The organism is Sabulicella flocculans (genome assembly GCF_045449635.1).
GTDB lineage: Bacteria > Pseudomonadota > Alphaproteobacteria > Acetobacterales > Acetobacteraceae > Roseococcus.
This window is the reverse complement of record NZ_JBJJBR010000019.1, coordinates 20039-33653: the sequence shown is the minus strand read 5'-3', so window position 1 is coordinate 33653 and position 13615 is coordinate 20039. Positions and strand designations below refer to the sequence as shown.

At 75.1% G+C, this 13615-nt stretch carries 15 protein-coding genes; 4 read left to right on the top strand and 11 right to left on the bottom strand.

Annotation, left to right across the window (positions count from 1 at the left end):
* Positions 1-6: 6 nt before the first annotated feature.
* The 7 genes from ACI6QG_RS15425 to ACI6QG_RS15395 all read right to left on the bottom strand — a co-directional run bounded on the left by ACI6QG_RS15425 (position 7) and on the right by ACI6QG_RS15395 (position 4515).
* Complete coding sequence (locus ACI6QG_RS15425) at positions 7-243, bottom strand: twin-arginine translocation signal domain-containing protein (RefSeq protein WP_407025471.1); 237 nt, start codon at positions 241-243, stop codon at positions 7-9.
* Between the two features lie 21 nt (positions 244-264).
* On the bottom strand, positions 265-1020 hold the full coding sequence (locus ACI6QG_RS15420) for a molecular chaperone TorD family protein (protein WP_407025470.1): 756 nt from the start codon (positions 1018-1020) through the stop codon (positions 265-267).
* Positions 1021-1156: 136 nt separating this feature from the next.
* Positions 1157-1792: a DUF3306 domain-containing protein gene (locus ACI6QG_RS15415; protein WP_407025469.1), complete on the bottom strand. Its 636-nt coding sequence runs from the start codon at positions 1790-1792 to the stop codon at positions 1157-1159.
* Complete coding sequence (locus ACI6QG_RS15410) at positions 1789-2277, bottom strand: DUF3305 domain-containing protein (RefSeq protein WP_407025468.1); 489 nt, start codon at positions 2275-2277, stop codon at positions 1789-1791. The genes ACI6QG_RS15415 and ACI6QG_RS15410 overlap by 4 nt, the downstream gene beginning before the upstream one ends.
* The gene (locus ACI6QG_RS15405; protein ID WP_407025467.1) at positions 2274-3299 is read right to left on the bottom strand and encodes a DUF6352 family protein; all 1026 of its coding nucleotides are present in this window, start codon (positions 3297-3299) and stop codon (positions 2274-2276) included. Before ACI6QG_RS15405 ends, ACI6QG_RS15410 begins: the two co-directional genes overlap by 4 nt.
* Positions 3296-3847, bottom strand: a complete 552-nt coding sequence (locus ACI6QG_RS15400; RefSeq protein WP_407025466.1) for a DUF6505 family protein — start codon at positions 3845-3847, stop codon at positions 3296-3298. Before ACI6QG_RS15400 ends, ACI6QG_RS15405 begins: the two co-directional genes overlap by 4 nt.
* Positions 3844-4515, bottom strand: coding sequence for a biotin/lipoate--protein ligase family protein (locus ACI6QG_RS15395; protein ID WP_407025465.1), 672 nt, complete (start codon positions 4513-4515; stop codon positions 3844-3846). Before ACI6QG_RS15395 ends, ACI6QG_RS15400 begins: the two co-directional genes overlap by 4 nt.
* Positions 4516-4592: 77 nt before the next feature.
* Here ACI6QG_RS15395 and ACI6QG_RS15390 point away from each other — a divergent pair, with 77 nt between their 5' ends.
* On the top strand, positions 4593-6626 hold the full coding sequence (locus ACI6QG_RS15390; RefSeq protein ID WP_407025464.1) for a 4Fe-4S dicluster domain-containing protein: 2034 nt from the start codon (positions 4593-4595) through the stop codon (positions 6624-6626).
* Between the two features lie 36 nt (positions 6627-6662).
* Here ACI6QG_RS15390 and ACI6QG_RS15385 read toward each other — a convergent pair whose 3' ends face one another.
* The 3 genes from ACI6QG_RS15385 to ACI6QG_RS15375 form a co-directional block, all read right to left on the bottom strand.
* On the bottom strand, positions 6663-7700 hold the full coding sequence (locus tag ACI6QG_RS15385) for an MraY family glycosyltransferase (RefSeq protein ID WP_407025463.1): 1038 nt from the start codon (positions 7698-7700) through the stop codon (positions 6663-6665).
* Between the two features lie 37 nt (positions 7701-7737).
* Positions 7738-8070 carry a hypothetical protein gene (locus ACI6QG_RS15380; protein ID WP_407025462.1) on the bottom strand — a complete coding sequence of 111 codons (333 nt, stop codon included), beginning with the start codon at positions 8068-8070 and terminating at the stop codon, positions 7738-7740.
* A gap of 76 nt (positions 8071-8146) precedes the next feature.
* Positions 8147-8674 carry a hypothetical protein gene (locus tag ACI6QG_RS15375; protein ID WP_407025461.1) on the bottom strand — a complete coding sequence of 176 codons (528 nt, stop codon included), beginning with the start codon at positions 8672-8674 and terminating at the stop codon, positions 8147-8149.
* A gap of 75 nt (positions 8675-8749) precedes the next feature.
* Between ACI6QG_RS15375 and ispH the strand changes: the two genes are divergently transcribed.
* Genes ispH through rnhA form a run of 3 tightly spaced genes read left to right on the top strand, consistent with a single transcriptional unit; the run spans position 8750 to position 11164 of the window.
* Positions 8750-9718: a 4-hydroxy-3-methylbut-2-enyl diphosphate reductase gene (gene ispH, locus ACI6QG_RS15370; RefSeq protein WP_407025460.1), complete on the top strand. Its 969-nt coding sequence runs from the start codon at positions 8750-8752 to the stop codon at positions 9716-9718.
* The gene (locus ACI6QG_RS15365) at positions 9718-10680 is read left to right on the top strand and encodes a homoserine kinase (protein WP_407025459.1); all 963 of its coding nucleotides are present in this window, start codon (positions 9718-9720) and stop codon (positions 10678-10680) included. Before ispH ends, ACI6QG_RS15365 begins: the two co-directional genes overlap by 1 nt.
* Positions 10673-11164 carry a ribonuclease HI gene (gene rnhA / locus ACI6QG_RS15360; protein ID WP_407025458.1) on the top strand — a complete coding sequence of 164 codons (492 nt, stop codon included), beginning with the start codon at positions 10673-10675 and terminating at the stop codon, positions 11162-11164. The genes ACI6QG_RS15365 and rnhA overlap by 8 nt, the downstream gene beginning before the upstream one ends.
* Here the strand turns inward: rnhA and ACI6QG_RS15355 are convergent.
* Positions 11115-13607 carry a PAS domain-containing protein gene (locus tag ACI6QG_RS15355; protein WP_407025457.1) on the bottom strand — a complete coding sequence of 831 codons (2493 nt, stop codon included), beginning with the start codon at positions 13605-13607 and terminating at the stop codon, positions 11115-11117. The two genes, rnhA and ACI6QG_RS15355, sit on opposite strands and share 50 nt — an antisense overlap.
* Positions 13608-13615: the final 8 nt, after the last annotated feature.

Here is a 13615-nt window from a genome sequence, read left to right as displayed (position 1 = left end):
GTCCCCTTACTGCTCGTAGCGGTTGGTGCGGTAGAAGGCCTGCACATGCGCGCTGTCCGCCTTGTAGCGGGTGGCGGTGCGGGCCTGGGCGTCCTCCTTGCGGGCGTCGCGCGCCGGCACGGCGTCGGCGCGCGGGCTGGCCGCCAGGGCCGGCGTCGTCGCCGCGGCGGCCGCGGCGGTGCCGAAGCCCAGCGTCTTCAGGAAGCCGCGGCGCCGGCTGGCGGTGTCGTTCTCGTTCGACATGGCGTTCACCCTCTCGAAAGCTCAGGCCGGCAGCTCGGCAGCCGCCAGCTCCACATCCAGGAATTCCCGGCCCAGCCGGCCCACGGCGCGGTGGAACACCGCCGCCTTGGCCCCTTCCAGGTCGGTGAAGAAACGGCCCGCCCACGGCTTCAGGTGGCGGGCCAGCAGGCGCTCCGCCTCCGCGGCCTCGCCGGCGCGCAGCAGCCGGGCCATCGCCTCGCAGATGAAGGCGATGTGGTCCTCCGGCTCGTGCACGCCCTCGGCGCGCGACAGGCCCAGCTTCGCCAGATCGGCCCGCAGCTCGGCCAGCGGCCGCTCATGGAGGAAGCCGGTCAGGTAGTAGGAGGCGAAGGGCAGCAGCTCGCCGCGTCCCACGCCGATGAACAGGTCGTGGTGCTCGCGCTCCAGCGCATCGGGCGTGGCGGCGCGGGCGGCGGCGGCCAGGGCGCCCAGCGCGGCGCCGACCGGGGTGGCGTCGCCCGGCAGGGCCGCCAGGCGGCGCAGCATTGCCGCGTCGGGCACGCCGCCCAGCAGGTGGCCCAGCAGCGCATACAGGTTGGCCCGCCCCTCGGTGACCGGGTCCAGCGCGACGCTGGCGGCCTCGGGCCACAGATCAGGGCGCAGGCGGTGGCGGGAAACGCCGGTGGCGGCCTCGATCTCCGGCACGCGCTCGGCCGGGATGCCGGATTGCTTCCACAGGAACACCGTGCGCCGGGCCACGCCGAGGGCAGCCTGGAACCCCTCCATCCCGCCCGCGGCGGCAATGGCATCATCCAAGCCTGCGCCCGAAGGCTGCTTTCCTGGCAATTCCCGACCCATGCGTAAGGTTATGCAGAAATCTTGCACTCCGTCAAGATGACGGACAGGAAACCTTCAAGGATTTCAACGGCTTATCTGCAATTGCGACGCAATCTCAAACGGGTAGGGCGCCGCCATGGCGCCGGGTCGGCTGGGGCTCCGGCGGTTCTTCCGGCACCGGCTCCGGCTCCGCGGCGGACTCGGGCGGCGGGGCTTCCGCCACCAGCAGCGGCGGGTCCTCCGGCGCGGGGTCCGTTGGCTCGGTGCCGGCTGGCCCTGGCTCCTCGGGCGGGCGCTCGCCCACCGCTTGGCGGATCAGCGCCTCCAGCCGCTCCCCCACCTCGCCCAGCGTGTGGGCGAAGCCGCCGGGCAGGCCGCCCGGGCTGTTGAAGTCCCAGGCGTAGTCCAGCGGCGAGACGTGGTCGCGGATCAGCGGGTCGGCCACCCAGGCGCGGCGCAGCGCCGCCTGGCGCAGCCCCTCCGGCACGCCCTTGCGCAGGAACAGGGTGAAGTCGCTGCCGGCGTGCAGCGTGTCCAGCGGCGGCAGGCTGGCCAGGTCGAACTCCGGCTCGGCCTCGGCCGGCGACGGCGGGGCCTCGGCCAGCGGGGCGTCGGCCAGCGGGGCGGGCGGGGCCTCCGGGGCGGGGGCCGGCGTCGCGGCCGTTTCGGGCGGCGGTGGGGCCTCCGGCTCCGGCGGCGCCTCCTTCTCCGCCAGCTTGCGCTGGCTCCAGCGGGACAGGAAGCCGCTCATGCGCGGGAACGCCGGCTCAGCGCCTCCGGGTCCAGGCGGTCGCGCTTGCGCTTGTGGAACACCTGCTCGACATGGTGCTCGGCCACGAAGGCTTCCAGCAGGGCGCGGATGCCCGCCGGCATCGGCAGCGCCTCCAGGATGTCGCGGGGGCCTTCGGTCCAGATCTCGGCCTCGCCGGGGTCCACCGTGGCGCCGGCCAGCTCCACCCCCTCCCCGGCCGGGCGCAGCAGCACCCACAGGCGCGGCGCGGCGGCGGCCAGGTTGTCGCGGTAGTTGGGGGTGTCGGTGCGGTGCAGGGTCAGCGTCGCCTCGCCGGCGAACCAGGTCTCGCGCCCCTCCTCCTCGCGCAGCTTGGTCCAGGCGGGCACCGGCGGCGCCTCCTCCTGCACGGACAGCGGGCGCCACACCCGGTCCTGCCAGACCGTCGCGCCGGGGCGCGACTCCACCAGCACCGCGACGGGAAGGGTCAGCTCCGGCGGGATCATGCGGCCTTCTCCCGCTCGGTCAGCGGCAGGTTCAGCGGCAGGTTCTGCGGCTTCATCCGCACCCGCTGGGCGGCGTCCATCGCCAGCGCCAGGTAGACCGGGCGGCCCTTGGCGCGCGGCAGCACCCGGGTGGGGTCGGCGAACTCCAGCACGCCCAGCCACAGGATGCGCGCGAGGTCCGCCTGCTTCACCTTCCTGCCGTCCCACAGGGCGTTGGCGATGCGCGTCGCCTCGGCGTCCAGCCCGACATGCCAGGTCCAGTTGGCGTCCTCGATCACCGGCACGGGCCGGATGCTCACCGCCTCGCCGGTCACGTGGCGGATGAAGCGCTCCAGCGCGCGGGCCAGCCCGTGCTGGCCGGGGCGGTCCTCCGCGATGTCCAGCGCCAGGTCATGCGCGTCGGAGCGCGCGAAGTAGCCCGGGGCGCCGGCCTCGTTCAGCACGTCCAGCTCCACCTCGCGCGGTGGGGCGCCGGCCTCGCTCAGCAGCCGGCCCAGCGCGCCCAGGTCGCCGTCGGCGTGGCGGGCGTCCACCACCTCCTCGTCCGCCAGCAGGGTGGCGCCCTGGGTGACGGCGGCGCGCTGGGTGCGGAAGAACAGCTCCGCCGCGCGCAGGGCGAAGGCGTCGCCCTCCCCCTCCATGGCGGCGCGGGCCACCAGGTGCGTCAGCATCTGCAGGAACAGCGGCGGCACGCCCTGCACGCCGCCGCGGTACAGCGCCAGCCAGGCGGCCTCCAGCGTCGGCTGCGCCATCACCTTGTCCCGGAAGCTCAGGAACAGGGCCCAGTTCTCCACCGCGTCGGGGTCGGCCAGGCCGGCGGCGTCCAGCTTCGCCAGCGGGTCGGCCAGCAGCGCGCCGTGCAGGCGGCGCTCGGCGTCGCAGGCCTCGGGCGGCGGCAGCAGCTCCGGCCGGGCCAGGAAGGCGCGCCACAGGTCGGGGGTGGCGCGCAGCCGCCCCTCCTCGTCCCAGTCGCAGAGGTGATGGCCGGAGGCGACCCAGAAATCGCCGGGGGACAGGGTCATCGCGGGGCTTTCAGCAGGGCGGCGAGGTCGGGGGAGTCCTGCGGCTCCTCCTCCGTCACCTCGGCGATGGCGAACACCGGAAGGGCGCCGAAGTCGCGGTGCGGCGCCTCGCGCCGGTGCAGGGTGCGGAAGGCCTCGCGCTGCGCCCCCGCCTCGTCGTGGGAGCGGTGCAGCGCCAGCACGGTGCCGGGGGCCTGGCCGGCGCACAGGGATTCGGCGAAGGCCAGCTCCTCCTCCGCCGCCGCCCGCGCCGCGGCGTCGTCGGGCGCGCCGTATGCGGCCCGGATGTGGGCCGCCAGCGCGGCCACGGCCTCCTCGCGCGCCGCCGCGCCGCAGGCCGCCACCTCCACCAGGGTGGACCAGCCGAAGGAGCCCAGCCCCAGGAAGCCGGCGCGGAAGGCCTGCTGGCGCTTGCCCGACAGGCTGCCCGGCGCGTCGTCCCAGAAGGCGAAGCCGCCGGGCACCGCCCATTCGCCTGGCGCGGCGGCCAGGGGGAACACCAGGGTGTCCGTGGCGTCCAGCCGCAGGGTGCGCAGCAGCAGGCTCACAGCGGCCGCACCTCGCGCGCGCCGTCGCGCTCGATGGCCAGGGCGCCGCTGTCGGGGATGATGCCGCGCCTGGCGCCCTCGCCATCCGCCAGCCGGGCCAGGAAGCGGTCGGTGACGCGGCGGTGGCCGCGCGCGCCCCATTCGTCCAGGTGGGCCATCAGGTGGCGGGCCCAGGCCTCGGTCAGCCCGGCGGGGGTGGCGTCCTCGAAGCCTTCCTCCTCCAGGGCCGTCTCGCCGGGGCGCTCGCCGGTCACGGTGCCCTCGGGCCAGCGCAGGCGCAGCGCGAAGCCCACGGCCAGCCATTCGGGCACCGAATCCTCCGCCGTGCCGGCCGGCACCCGCCAGCGCAGGCCGCCCACCACGCCGCCATTCACCGACAGCGTCAGCGGCCAGTGCCAGCGCACCGGCAGCTCGGGCGGGGCCATGGGGGCCATGGCGTCGGCGAGGGCGTTGGCGGCGGCCAGCACCGCCAGCCGCGCCGGGCCCAGCGGCCGGTCGGGCTCCAGCACCAGCGCCGCCTCGGCCCGCACCAGCGAGCCCGCCCAGCACAGCAGCCCGCCGCCCTTCGCGGGCGCGAGTTCCACGGCGCGGTCCAGCGCGTCCGCCCCCTCGCGCAGGCGCAGGGGGGAAAACACGGTGGGCAGCGGCGGAAGCCCTTCGACCTGCACGATGGAACCCCCATCTGTTCCCGGTTGCGCCGGGGGATATAAGCGCGCGCAACGCCGCCGGGAAGAAAGACGCCGCCATGACCGCCGAGAGAATCGCCTTCGTCTGCTCCTGCGAGGACACCATGAGCCTCGACGGCAAGGCCATCGCGCGCGGCTGCGGCGGCGAGGCGCGGCTGGCCGAGCAGCTGTGCCGCGCCCAGCTGGACCGCTTCCTGTCCGCCCTGGGCGAGGGGCGGCCCGTCACCGTCGCCTGCACCCAGGAGGCGCCGCTGTTCGCGCAGGAGGCGGAGGAGGCCGGCTTCGCCCGCCCGCTGGACTTCGTGAACGTGCGGGAGAATGGCGGCTGGTCCTCCGAGGGGCGCGAGGCCGGGCCGAAGATGGCCGCCCTGCTGGCCGGCGCGGCGGTGCCGATGCCGCCCACCAGGCTGGTGACGCTGGAAAGCCGCGGCGTGGCCCTGGTGCTGGGCCGCGACGAGACGGCGCTGGAAGCCGCCAAGGCCCTGGCCGCGACGCTGGACGTGACGGTGCTGCTCTCGGGCGAGGCGGAGGTGGAGCCGCTGCGCCGCGCCGAGTTCCCCGTGGCGCGGGGCCGGGCGCGCACCGCCACCGGCTTCCTGGGCGCCTTCCGGGTGATGGTGGACGGCTACGCCGCCCCCGCCCCTTCCTCCCGCGCCGCCTATCGCTGGGGGCCGGGCAAGGACGGCGCGGCGAGCGAATGCGACCTCATCCTCGACCTGACGGGCGGCGCGCCGCTGTTCCCCACCCATGAGCTGCGCCAGGGCTACCTGCGCGCCGCCCCGGGGGACGCCGCGGCGGTGGCCCGCGCGGTGGCGGCGGCCTCCGCCCTGGTCGGCACCTTCGACAAGCCGCGCTTCGTGCAGCTGGAGGAAGGGCTGTGCGCCCATTCCCGCAACAGGAAGACCGGCTGCACCCGCTGCCTGGAGCTGTGCCCGACCGGCGCCATCACCCCCTCGGGCAAGGACCACGTCCTCGTCTCGGCGGAAATCTGCGCCGGCTGCGGCGCCTGCGCCGCGGTCTGCCCCACCGGGGCCATCACCTACGCCCTGCCCACGGCCGACGCCCTGGCCCGGCGGATGCGCGCCGCCCTGCTGGCCTTCGCCCAGGCCGGCGGGCGCGACCCCGTGGTGCTGTTCCACGACGAAGCGCACGGCGAGGCGCTGATCGAGGCGCTGGCCCGCCACGGCGAGGGGCTGCCCGCCCGCGTGCTGCCGCTGAAGGTGAACGAGGTGTCGCAGCTCGACCTCTCGCTGCTGGCCGGCGCCTTCGCCTGGGGCGCGGCGGCGGTGCGGCTGCTGCTGCCCGCCCGCCGCCCGCACGGCGCGGAGGGGGTGTTCCGCAACCTGGGCTACCTGGAGGCCGCCCTGGCCGGCTTCGGCATCGCCGGCGCCCGGGCGGCCGCCATCGAGACCGACGACCCCTTCACCCTGGGCGAGCAGCTGCGCGCCGCCCGGCCGCTGCGCACCCAGTGGCAGCCGGACGGCTTCCTGCCCCTGGGCGCCCCGCGCGAGGTGATGCGCCAGGCTTTCAAGGCGCTGCACGCGGCGGCCGGCGGCAGCCCGGTGGTGCCGATGCCGGAGCGCGCGCCCTTCGGCGTCGCCGCGGTGGCCACCGAGGGCTGCACCCTGTGCCTGGCCTGCACCATGGTCTGCCCCACCGGCGCCTTCTCCGCCAACCCGGAGACGCCGCAGCTCCGCTTCCTGGAGGAGGCCTGCGTGCAGTGCGGCCTGTGCGCCGCCACCTGCCCCGAGCAGGTCATCACCCTGGAGCCCCGCCTGGACCTGCGCCCCGAGGCCGCCGAGGCGCGGGTGGTGAAGGAGGAGGAGCCGGCCGCCTGCCTGCGCTGCGCCAAGCCCTTCGGCATGAAGTCCTCCATCGCGCGGGTGAAGGCCAAGCTGGTGTCCTCCGGCCACTGGATGTTCCAGGACCCGGCCCGGCTGCGCGCGCTGGAGCTGTGCGAGGATTGCCGCGTGGTGGAAGCCACCGAGAGCCGCATGGACCCCTACGCCGCCGGCGAGCGCCCCCTGGTCAAGACCACGGAGGACTGGCTGCGCGAGCGCGAGGGCGAGCGCGAGGGCGGCAAGCCGCACTGACGCCCGGCGCGCCAGCGCCAGCCCGGACCGCCGCGCTCAGCGCCAGCCCAGCCCGGCGCGGCGCATCCGCCGCACCACCCAGGCCGTCCAGCCCAGCTGCACCAGCAGGGCGGGCAGCACCACCAGCGGCTTCTGCGCCGCCGGCAGCGCCAGGAAGGCGAAGGCCAGCGCCGCGCCGAAGCCGGCGAAGCCCCAGTGCGCCGCCGCCACCGCGCGCGTCGGCACCCCGGCGCGCTGCGCCATCTGGTAGAGGTGCGAGCGGTGCGCCTCGCTCACCCGCTCGCCCGCCAGGGCGCGGCGGGCCAGGGTGAAGGCGGCGTCCCACAGCAGCCCGTTCAGCAGCAGCGGCACCACCAGGAAGGACACCTGCCCGGCGTCGAACCCCGCCGCCGCCACCCCCAGCACCGCCAGCAGGAAGCCGGCGAACTGCGAGCCGACATCGCCCATGAAGATGCGCGCGGGGGCGATGTTGAAGGGCAGGAAGCCGGCGAAGCCCGCCCCCAGGCACAGGGCGGCGGCGGCCACGAAGGGGCTGCCCTGCACCGCGCCCAGCAGCGCCAGCGCCGCGGCGGCCACCACCACCACCCCGCCCACCAGCCCGTCCAGCCCGTCCATGAAGTTCACCGCGTTGGTGCAGCCCACCATCCAGAACAGCGTCGCCGCCACGCCCAGCGCGCCCAGCTCCACCTCGCCCATCCCGGGCAGGGCCAGGCGGGTCAGCACCAGGCCGGCGCCGATGGCCACCAGCGCCGCGCCGGCCTGCGCCGCCAGCTTCACCCCGAAGCGGAAGTCGCGCAGGTCGTCCGCCAGGGCCACGCCGGCCATGGCCAGCGCCGCCAGCACCACGCCGACGTAGCGCCCCTCCGCCAGCGGGGCGAAGGGCGTGGCGAGGTAGACCGCCCCCATGCCCAGGGCGAAGGCCAGCACCGGCCCCAGCCCGCCGCCCTTGGGGGTGGGCCGCAGGTGGGCGGAACGGTGGTTCGGGTGGTCCAGGATGGGCCGCGCGATCATCGCGCGCACCGCGAGCGCCGAGACGAGCGCCAGGGCCGGCGCGAGGAGGAGGAGGGGCAGCATGGGGCGGGCGGGCCATGCCACGTCCCGCCCGGGCGGGCTACCCCCGGGCGCGCTGCGCCTCGGCCCAGGGGGGCGCGCCTTCCGTCAGCAGGGACAGCTCGGCGGGGGTCAGCGCCCCGGCGAACTCGCTGGCGGTGGTGGCGGTGGCGTCCCAGCGCGCCGCCAGCTCGGCCAGCGGGCCCGAGGGGGTGGCGCCGCCGAACTCGCCGCCGGCCGCCAGCACCGCCACCCGGCGCAGCGTGACGATGATGCGCGCCGCCGCCTCCACCCGCATCCGCTCGGCGAAGGAGCCGTCGGCCAGCTCGTCCAGCGCATGGAGGGCGCGCCGGCGCATCTCCTCGTGCGACAGCCCCATTCCCAGGTCCGGCATCGGCGTTCCCCTGCCCTTTGCGGAGCCGAAATGGTCCGGTCTGGCAAGGTTGCAAGGGTGGGGCGAACCCTGAGCCTCAGCGCGGGCCGCGGCGGCGGTTCAGCTCCAGCTCCCCGGGGGAGGGCTGCAGGCCGGTGATGATGCGCAGGTCCTGGATGCGCCGGCCCGGGCGGGCGGGAAAGGAGATGTCCACCCTGGGCGTCGCCACCTCGGCGCGGGTGGTGTTGGGCGCGAAGGCGACGGGCAGCACGAAGGACTGCCGCGACAGGATCTCCTCGCCGTCCAGCACCGCGATGAACCAGGGGATCTGCGCCCCGCGCCCGGTGGCCGCCGGGCCGCGGTCCACCCGCAGGCGCAGCCCCACCGCCACCTCCACCGACTGGTCGCGCCGGCCGCGGCGGCAATCGCCGTCCACCGCGCTCACCCGCGCGTCCAGCACCAGGGTCGAGAGGTCGGGCGCGGCGCCGGGCAGGTGGCGCGTCAGGTCCGCCACGTCGGCGGGCAGGGAGAGCTGCGGGCAGGCCACCAGCCGGTCCTCCATGCGCTGGGGCGCGCAGGCGGCGAGCAGCAGGACGGGCAGGAGGGCGAGCGAGGGGGCCTTCATGGCCCGGTTGTTTTGCACCAAACCGCCCGAAGCGATAGAGAGCGGGCGAACCCCGCCGGACCCCCAGGAACCCCCATGGCCGACGCCGCCCCGATCCACGTCCTCCTCGCCGGCCCGCGCGGCTTCTGCGCCGGGGTGGACCGCGCGATCAAGATCGTGGAGGAGGCGCTGCGGCAATACGGCGCGCCGGTCTACGTCCGGCACGAGATCGTGCACAACCGCTTCGTGGTGCAGAACCTGGAGCGCCAGGGCGCCGTCTTCGTCGAGGAGCTGGACGAGATCCCCGATGACGGCCAGCCGGTGGTGTTCAGCGCCCATGGCGTGCCCAAGGCGGTGCCCGCGGCGGCCGAGGCGCGGCGCATGTTCTTTCTCGACGCCACCTGCCCCCTGGTGAGCAAGGTCCACCGCGAGGCCGAGCAACACCACGCCCGCGGCCGCCACATGTTCCTGATCGGCCATGCCGGCCACCCGGAGGTGGTGGGCACCATGGGCCAGCTGCCGCCCGGCGCGGTGACGCTGGTGGAGGACGAGGCCGATGCCCGCGCCGTGCAGCCGCCGCCCGGCGCCGCGCTGGCCTTCATCACCCAGACCACGCTGTCGGTGGACGACACGGCGGAGATCCTGGCCATCCTGCAATCCCGCTTCCCGGGCATGGCGGCGCCGGCGAAGGAGGACATCTGCTACGCCACCACCAACCGCCAGGCGGCGGTGAAGGCCATCGCGCCGCAGGTGGAACTGATGGTGGTGGTGGGCGCGCCCAACTCCTCCAACTCGGTGCGGCTGAAGGAGGTGGCGCTGCGCGCCGGCTGCCCGCGCGCCGTGATGGTGCAGCGCGGCCGCGACCTGGACCTGGCGCTGCTCGACGGCGTGTCGCGCATCGGCGTCACCGCCGGCGCCTCCGCCCCCGAGGTGCTGGTGGAGGAGGTGCTGGCCCGCCTGCGTGAGCGCGGCCCCGTCACCACGGAGGAGATCGTGGTGGCGGAGGAGAAGATCATCTTCAAGCTGCCCGCCGCCCTCACCGCCGCGGCGCCCCAGCAAGCCTGATGGCCGTCTACACCGAGGTGACGGACGAGGCGCTGCGCGCCTTCCTGGCCGACTACGCCCTGGGTGGGCTGCTGGCCTTCCGCGGCATCGCGGAGGGGGTGGAGAACAGCAACTACGCGCTGAAGACCGAGCAGGGCGACTTCATCCTCACCCTCTACGAGAAGCGGGTGGACCCGGCGGAGCTGCCCTATTTCCTCGGCCTCATGCAGCACCTGGCCGGGCGCGGCCTGTCCTGCCCGCAGCCGGTGCCGGCGCGCGACGGCGTGGCGCTGCGTTCCCTCGCCGGGCGGCCGGCCGCCATCTGCACCTTCCTGCCCGGCGTCTGGCCCCGGCGCATCCGCCCCTCGCATTGCGAGCCGCTGGGCGAGGCGCTGGGCGCGCTGCACCTGGCGGGCGAGGGCTTCCGGCTGATGCGCGCCAACGGCCTCGGCCCCGCCGCCTGGGCGCCGCTGCTGGAACGCTGCCGGCCGGATGCCGATGCCGCGCTGGTGGCCGAGCTGGATGAGGCCCTGGCCGCCATCCTCGCCGCCTGGCCGGCCGGGCTGGCCACGGGGCACATCCATGCCGACCTGTTCCCGGACAACGCCTTCTTCCTGGAGGATGGGCGGCGGCAGCGCGTCTCCGGCCTCATCGACTTCTACTTCGCCTGCACCGACCTGCTGGCCTATGACGTCGCCATCTGCCTGAACGCCTGGTGCTTCGAGGAGGCGCGGAGCTTCAACGTCACCAAGGCGCGCGCCCTGCTGCGCGGCTACGAATCGCGCCGCCCGCTTTCCGCGGCCGAGCGCGCGGCGCTGCCGGTGCTGTGCCAGGGGGCGGCGATCCGCTTCCTGCTGACCCGCCTGTTCGACTGGGTGAACACGCCGGCGGGCGCGATGGTGACGCGCAAGGACCCGATGGAATACCTGCACAAGCTGCGCTTCTTCCGCGAGGCGACGACGCCGGAGGCGATCGGTGGCTGACGACCCCGGCAAGGTCCTCATCTGGACCGATGGCGGCTGCAAGCCCAATCCCGGCCCGGGCGGCTGGGCCGCCATCCTGCGCTTCGGCGGCACGGAAAAGGAACTCAGCGGCTACAGCCCCGCCACCACCAACAACCAGATGGAGCTGACGGCCGCCTGCGCCGCGCTGGAGGCGCTGACGCGCCCCTGCGCCGTGGTGCTGCACACCGACAGCGAATACCTGCGCAACGGCATGGAGCGCTGGGTGAAGGGCTGGGTGCGCAACAACTGGCGCAACGCGGCGAAGGAGCCGGTGAAGAACTACGACCTCTGGCAGCGCCTGCTGGCCGCCGCCAAGCCGCACCGCATCGAATGGACCTGGGTGCGCGGCCATGCCGGCGACCCGATGAACGAGCGCGCCGACGTGCTGGCCACCCGCGCGCGGGAGGCGGGCGTCAGCGCCGCAGCGCCTCCCGCACGCGCTCCAGCAGCAGGTCGAGGGTGAAGGGCTTGGGCAGCACCTCGAAACCCTCGGGCAGGTCGTCGCCGGGGATGGCGCCGCCGGCATAGCCGGTGATCAGCAGCACCGGCAGGCCGGGCAGGTGCTCGCGCACCGCCTCGGCCAGTTGGCGGCCGTTCAGGCCGCCTGGCAGCCCCACATCGGCCAACAGCAGGTCGGGCCGGCGCATCGGCGCCACGCCGCCGCCGCGCAGCAGCGACAGCGCCGCGCGCCCGTCCGCGGCCTCGATCACCTGCAGCCCGTGGTCGCGCAGCGCCTGGGCGGCGAAGGCGCGGATGTCGGGCTCATCCTCCACCAGCAGCACCGTCGCCGCGGCGGCGGTGCCCGGCGTGCCCGTCCCGGCGGGCACGGGCGGCGGGCGGGCCTCGGCGGGCGCGCGCGCCAGCAGCAGGTGCACGCTGGTGCCACGGCCCGGGGCGCTTTCCAGCCGCGCCGTGCCGCCCGATTGCCGCGCGAAGCCATAGACCTGGCTCAGCCCCAGCCCGGTGCCCTTGCCGGCCGGCTTGGTGGTGAAGAAGGGCTCGAAGGCGTGGCGCAGCACCTCCGCATCCATCCCCAGGCCGTCATCCTGCACCGAGAGGCGCACGTATTCCCCTGCCGCCGGCGCGTCCGGCAGGCCCTCCGGCAGCACCTCATGCGCGGTGGTGATGCGCAAGGTGCCGCCGCCGGGCATGGCGTCGCGCGCGTTGATGACGAGGTTGAGCAGCGCGTTCTCCAGCCCGTTGGAATCGCAGCGCACCGGCCAGACGCCATCGTGCAGCGCGATGTCGAGGCGGATGGAAGGGCCGACCGTCTGCCGCAGCAGGTCCTCCAGGCCGCGCACCAGCGCATCCAGGTTGACCCGCTCGGGCGACAGCGCCTGGCGCCGGGCGAAGGACAGCAGGCGGTGGGTGATACCGGCGGCGCGCGTCACCTGCTGCTGCGCCGCCTCGACGAAGCGCACCGCCTCCTCCGCCCGCCCGGTCTCGATGCGGCGCTGCATGAGCTGGAGCGCGGCCATCACCGCCTGCAGCATGTTGTTGAAGTCGTGCGCGATGCCGCCGGTGAGCTGGCCCAACGCCTCCATCTTCTGGCTCTGGCGCAGGCTTTCCTCCGCCTGGGCCAGCCGCTCGGTGTCGCGCAGGCGGTCGGTGACGTCGCTGGAGAACTGGTAGGCGCCGATGAAGCGGCCCTCGGCGTCGCGCAGCGTGCTGAAGCTCATCTCGTAGGTGCGGCGCGCGCGCCCGGGGTCGCCGAACTCGGTCGTCGCCGTGAACTCCTCGCCGGCCAGGGCGCGGCTCCACAGGGCCAGCGCGCCATCGCTCTCGGCCGGCAGGTGGGCCAGCACTTCGCGCAGGTCATCGCCCACGCGGGGGCGGACGCCAAAGACGCGCTCGTACTCGCCGACCACGGCGCGATTCAGCGCCAGGAAGCGCCAGTCGCGGCCCACCACCTGCACGAAGGCGCTGTTGCCCTCCAGGATATCGGCCAGCAGCTTGCGCTCGGCCAGGGCGGCGCCCACCCGCGCCTCCAGCGTGCGGTTGAGGTGGCGCAGCGCCTCCTGCGCCTCGTGCTGCTCCGTCACGTCCTGCACCAGGCCGACCAGCTTGGTGGGTCGTCCATCGGCGCCGGCCACCGGGGCGCCCTGCACGCGGATCCACCGCGTCTCGCCATTGTCGGCGCGGCGGATGCGGCATTCGAACCGCCATGGCCGGGCGGACCGCACCGCGGCGGCGAAGCTCTCCTCCACCACGGCGCGGTCCTCGGGCAGGACATGCGCCAGGAAGCGCGCGAATCCCCACTCGGCCACCGGCCCGGCATAGCCGAAGATGGCGTCGTGCCGCGGCGCGCGCACCGAGCGGTCGGTCGCGAGGTCGAGCTCCCATTCGCCGAGCTGCCCGGCATCCACCGCCAGGCGCAGCCGCGCCGCATCCGCCTCGTGCCGGCGGTTGCGGTCGGCCAGCTCCGCCAGCAGCGCGGCATTGCTCTCCTCCAGCCCCGCCATCCGCTCGCGCTCGAGCGTGACATCCACCTGGGAGGCGACGAAATGCGTCACCGCGCCGTCCGGCGCCCGCACCGGCACCATCATCAGCCGGTTCCAGAACGGCGAGCCATCCTTGCGGTAGTTCTTGAGGTCGGCCTCGATCGGCCGGCCGGCCCGCACCGCCTCGCGGATCGCCGCCCGGGCCGCCGGGTCGGTGTCCGGGCCCTGCAGGAAGCGGCAGTTGCGGCCCAGGATCTCCTCGCGCGCATAGCCGGAAAGGCGGCAGAAGCTGTCGTTGACGAAGACGATCGGGTTGTCCGGCAGGCGCGGGTCGCTGATGACCATCGGCATGCGGGTGATCCGCACCGCCACCGAGAACGGGTCGGTGAAGCCCGATGCCGGACCGAGCTGCGCCGCGACGCCGCTGATTTCCGCATCCGTCGCCGTGGAGGGCAGGCCTGCCATGTCGTCTG

Excerpts from the sequence above, each read along its gene's own strand:
- ACI6QG_RS15415 (WP_407025469.1), bottom strand. The coding sequence starts at position 1,792 with ATGAGCGGCTTCCTGTCCCGCTGGAGCCAGCGCAAGCTGGCGGAGAAG.
- ispH (WP_407025460.1), top strand. The coding sequence starts at position 8,750 with ATGGCCGACGCCGCCCCGATCCACGTCCTCCTCGCCGGCCCGCGCGGC.
- ACI6QG_RS15355 (WP_407025457.1), bottom strand. The coding sequence starts at position 13,607 with ATGGCAGGCCTGCCCTCCACGGCGACGGATGCGGAAATCAGCGGCGTC.
- ACI6QG_RS15385 (WP_407025463.1), bottom strand. The coding sequence starts at position 7,700 with ATGCTGCCCCTCCTCCTCCTCGCGCCGGCCCTGGCGCTCGTCTCGGCG.
- ACI6QG_RS15365 (WP_407025459.1), top strand. The coding sequence starts at position 9,718 with ATGGCCGTCTACACCGAGGTGACGGACGAGGCGCTGCGCGCCTTCCTG.
- ACI6QG_RS15405 (WP_407025467.1), bottom strand. The coding sequence starts at position 3,299 with ATGACCCTGTCCCCCGGCGATTTCTGGGTCGCCTCCGGCCATCACCTC.
- ACI6QG_RS15425 (WP_407025471.1), bottom strand. The coding sequence starts at position 243 with ATGTCGAACGAGAACGACACCGCCAGCCGGCGCCGCGGCTTCCTGAAG.
- ACI6QG_RS15410 (WP_407025468.1), bottom strand. The coding sequence starts at position 2,277 with ATGATCCCGCCGGAGCTGACCCTTCCCGTCGCGGTGCTGGTGGAGTCG.
- ACI6QG_RS15380 (WP_407025462.1), bottom strand. The coding sequence starts at position 8,070 with ATGCCGGACCTGGGAATGGGGCTGTCGCACGAGGAGATGCGCCGGCGC.
- ACI6QG_RS15390 (WP_407025464.1), top strand. The coding sequence starts at position 4,593 with ATGACCGCCGAGAGAATCGCCTTCGTCTGCTCCTGCGAGGACACCATG.
- ACI6QG_RS15375 (WP_407025461.1), bottom strand. The coding sequence starts at position 8,674 with ATGAAGGCCCCCTCGCTCGCCCTCCTGCCCGTCCTGCTGCTCGCCGCC.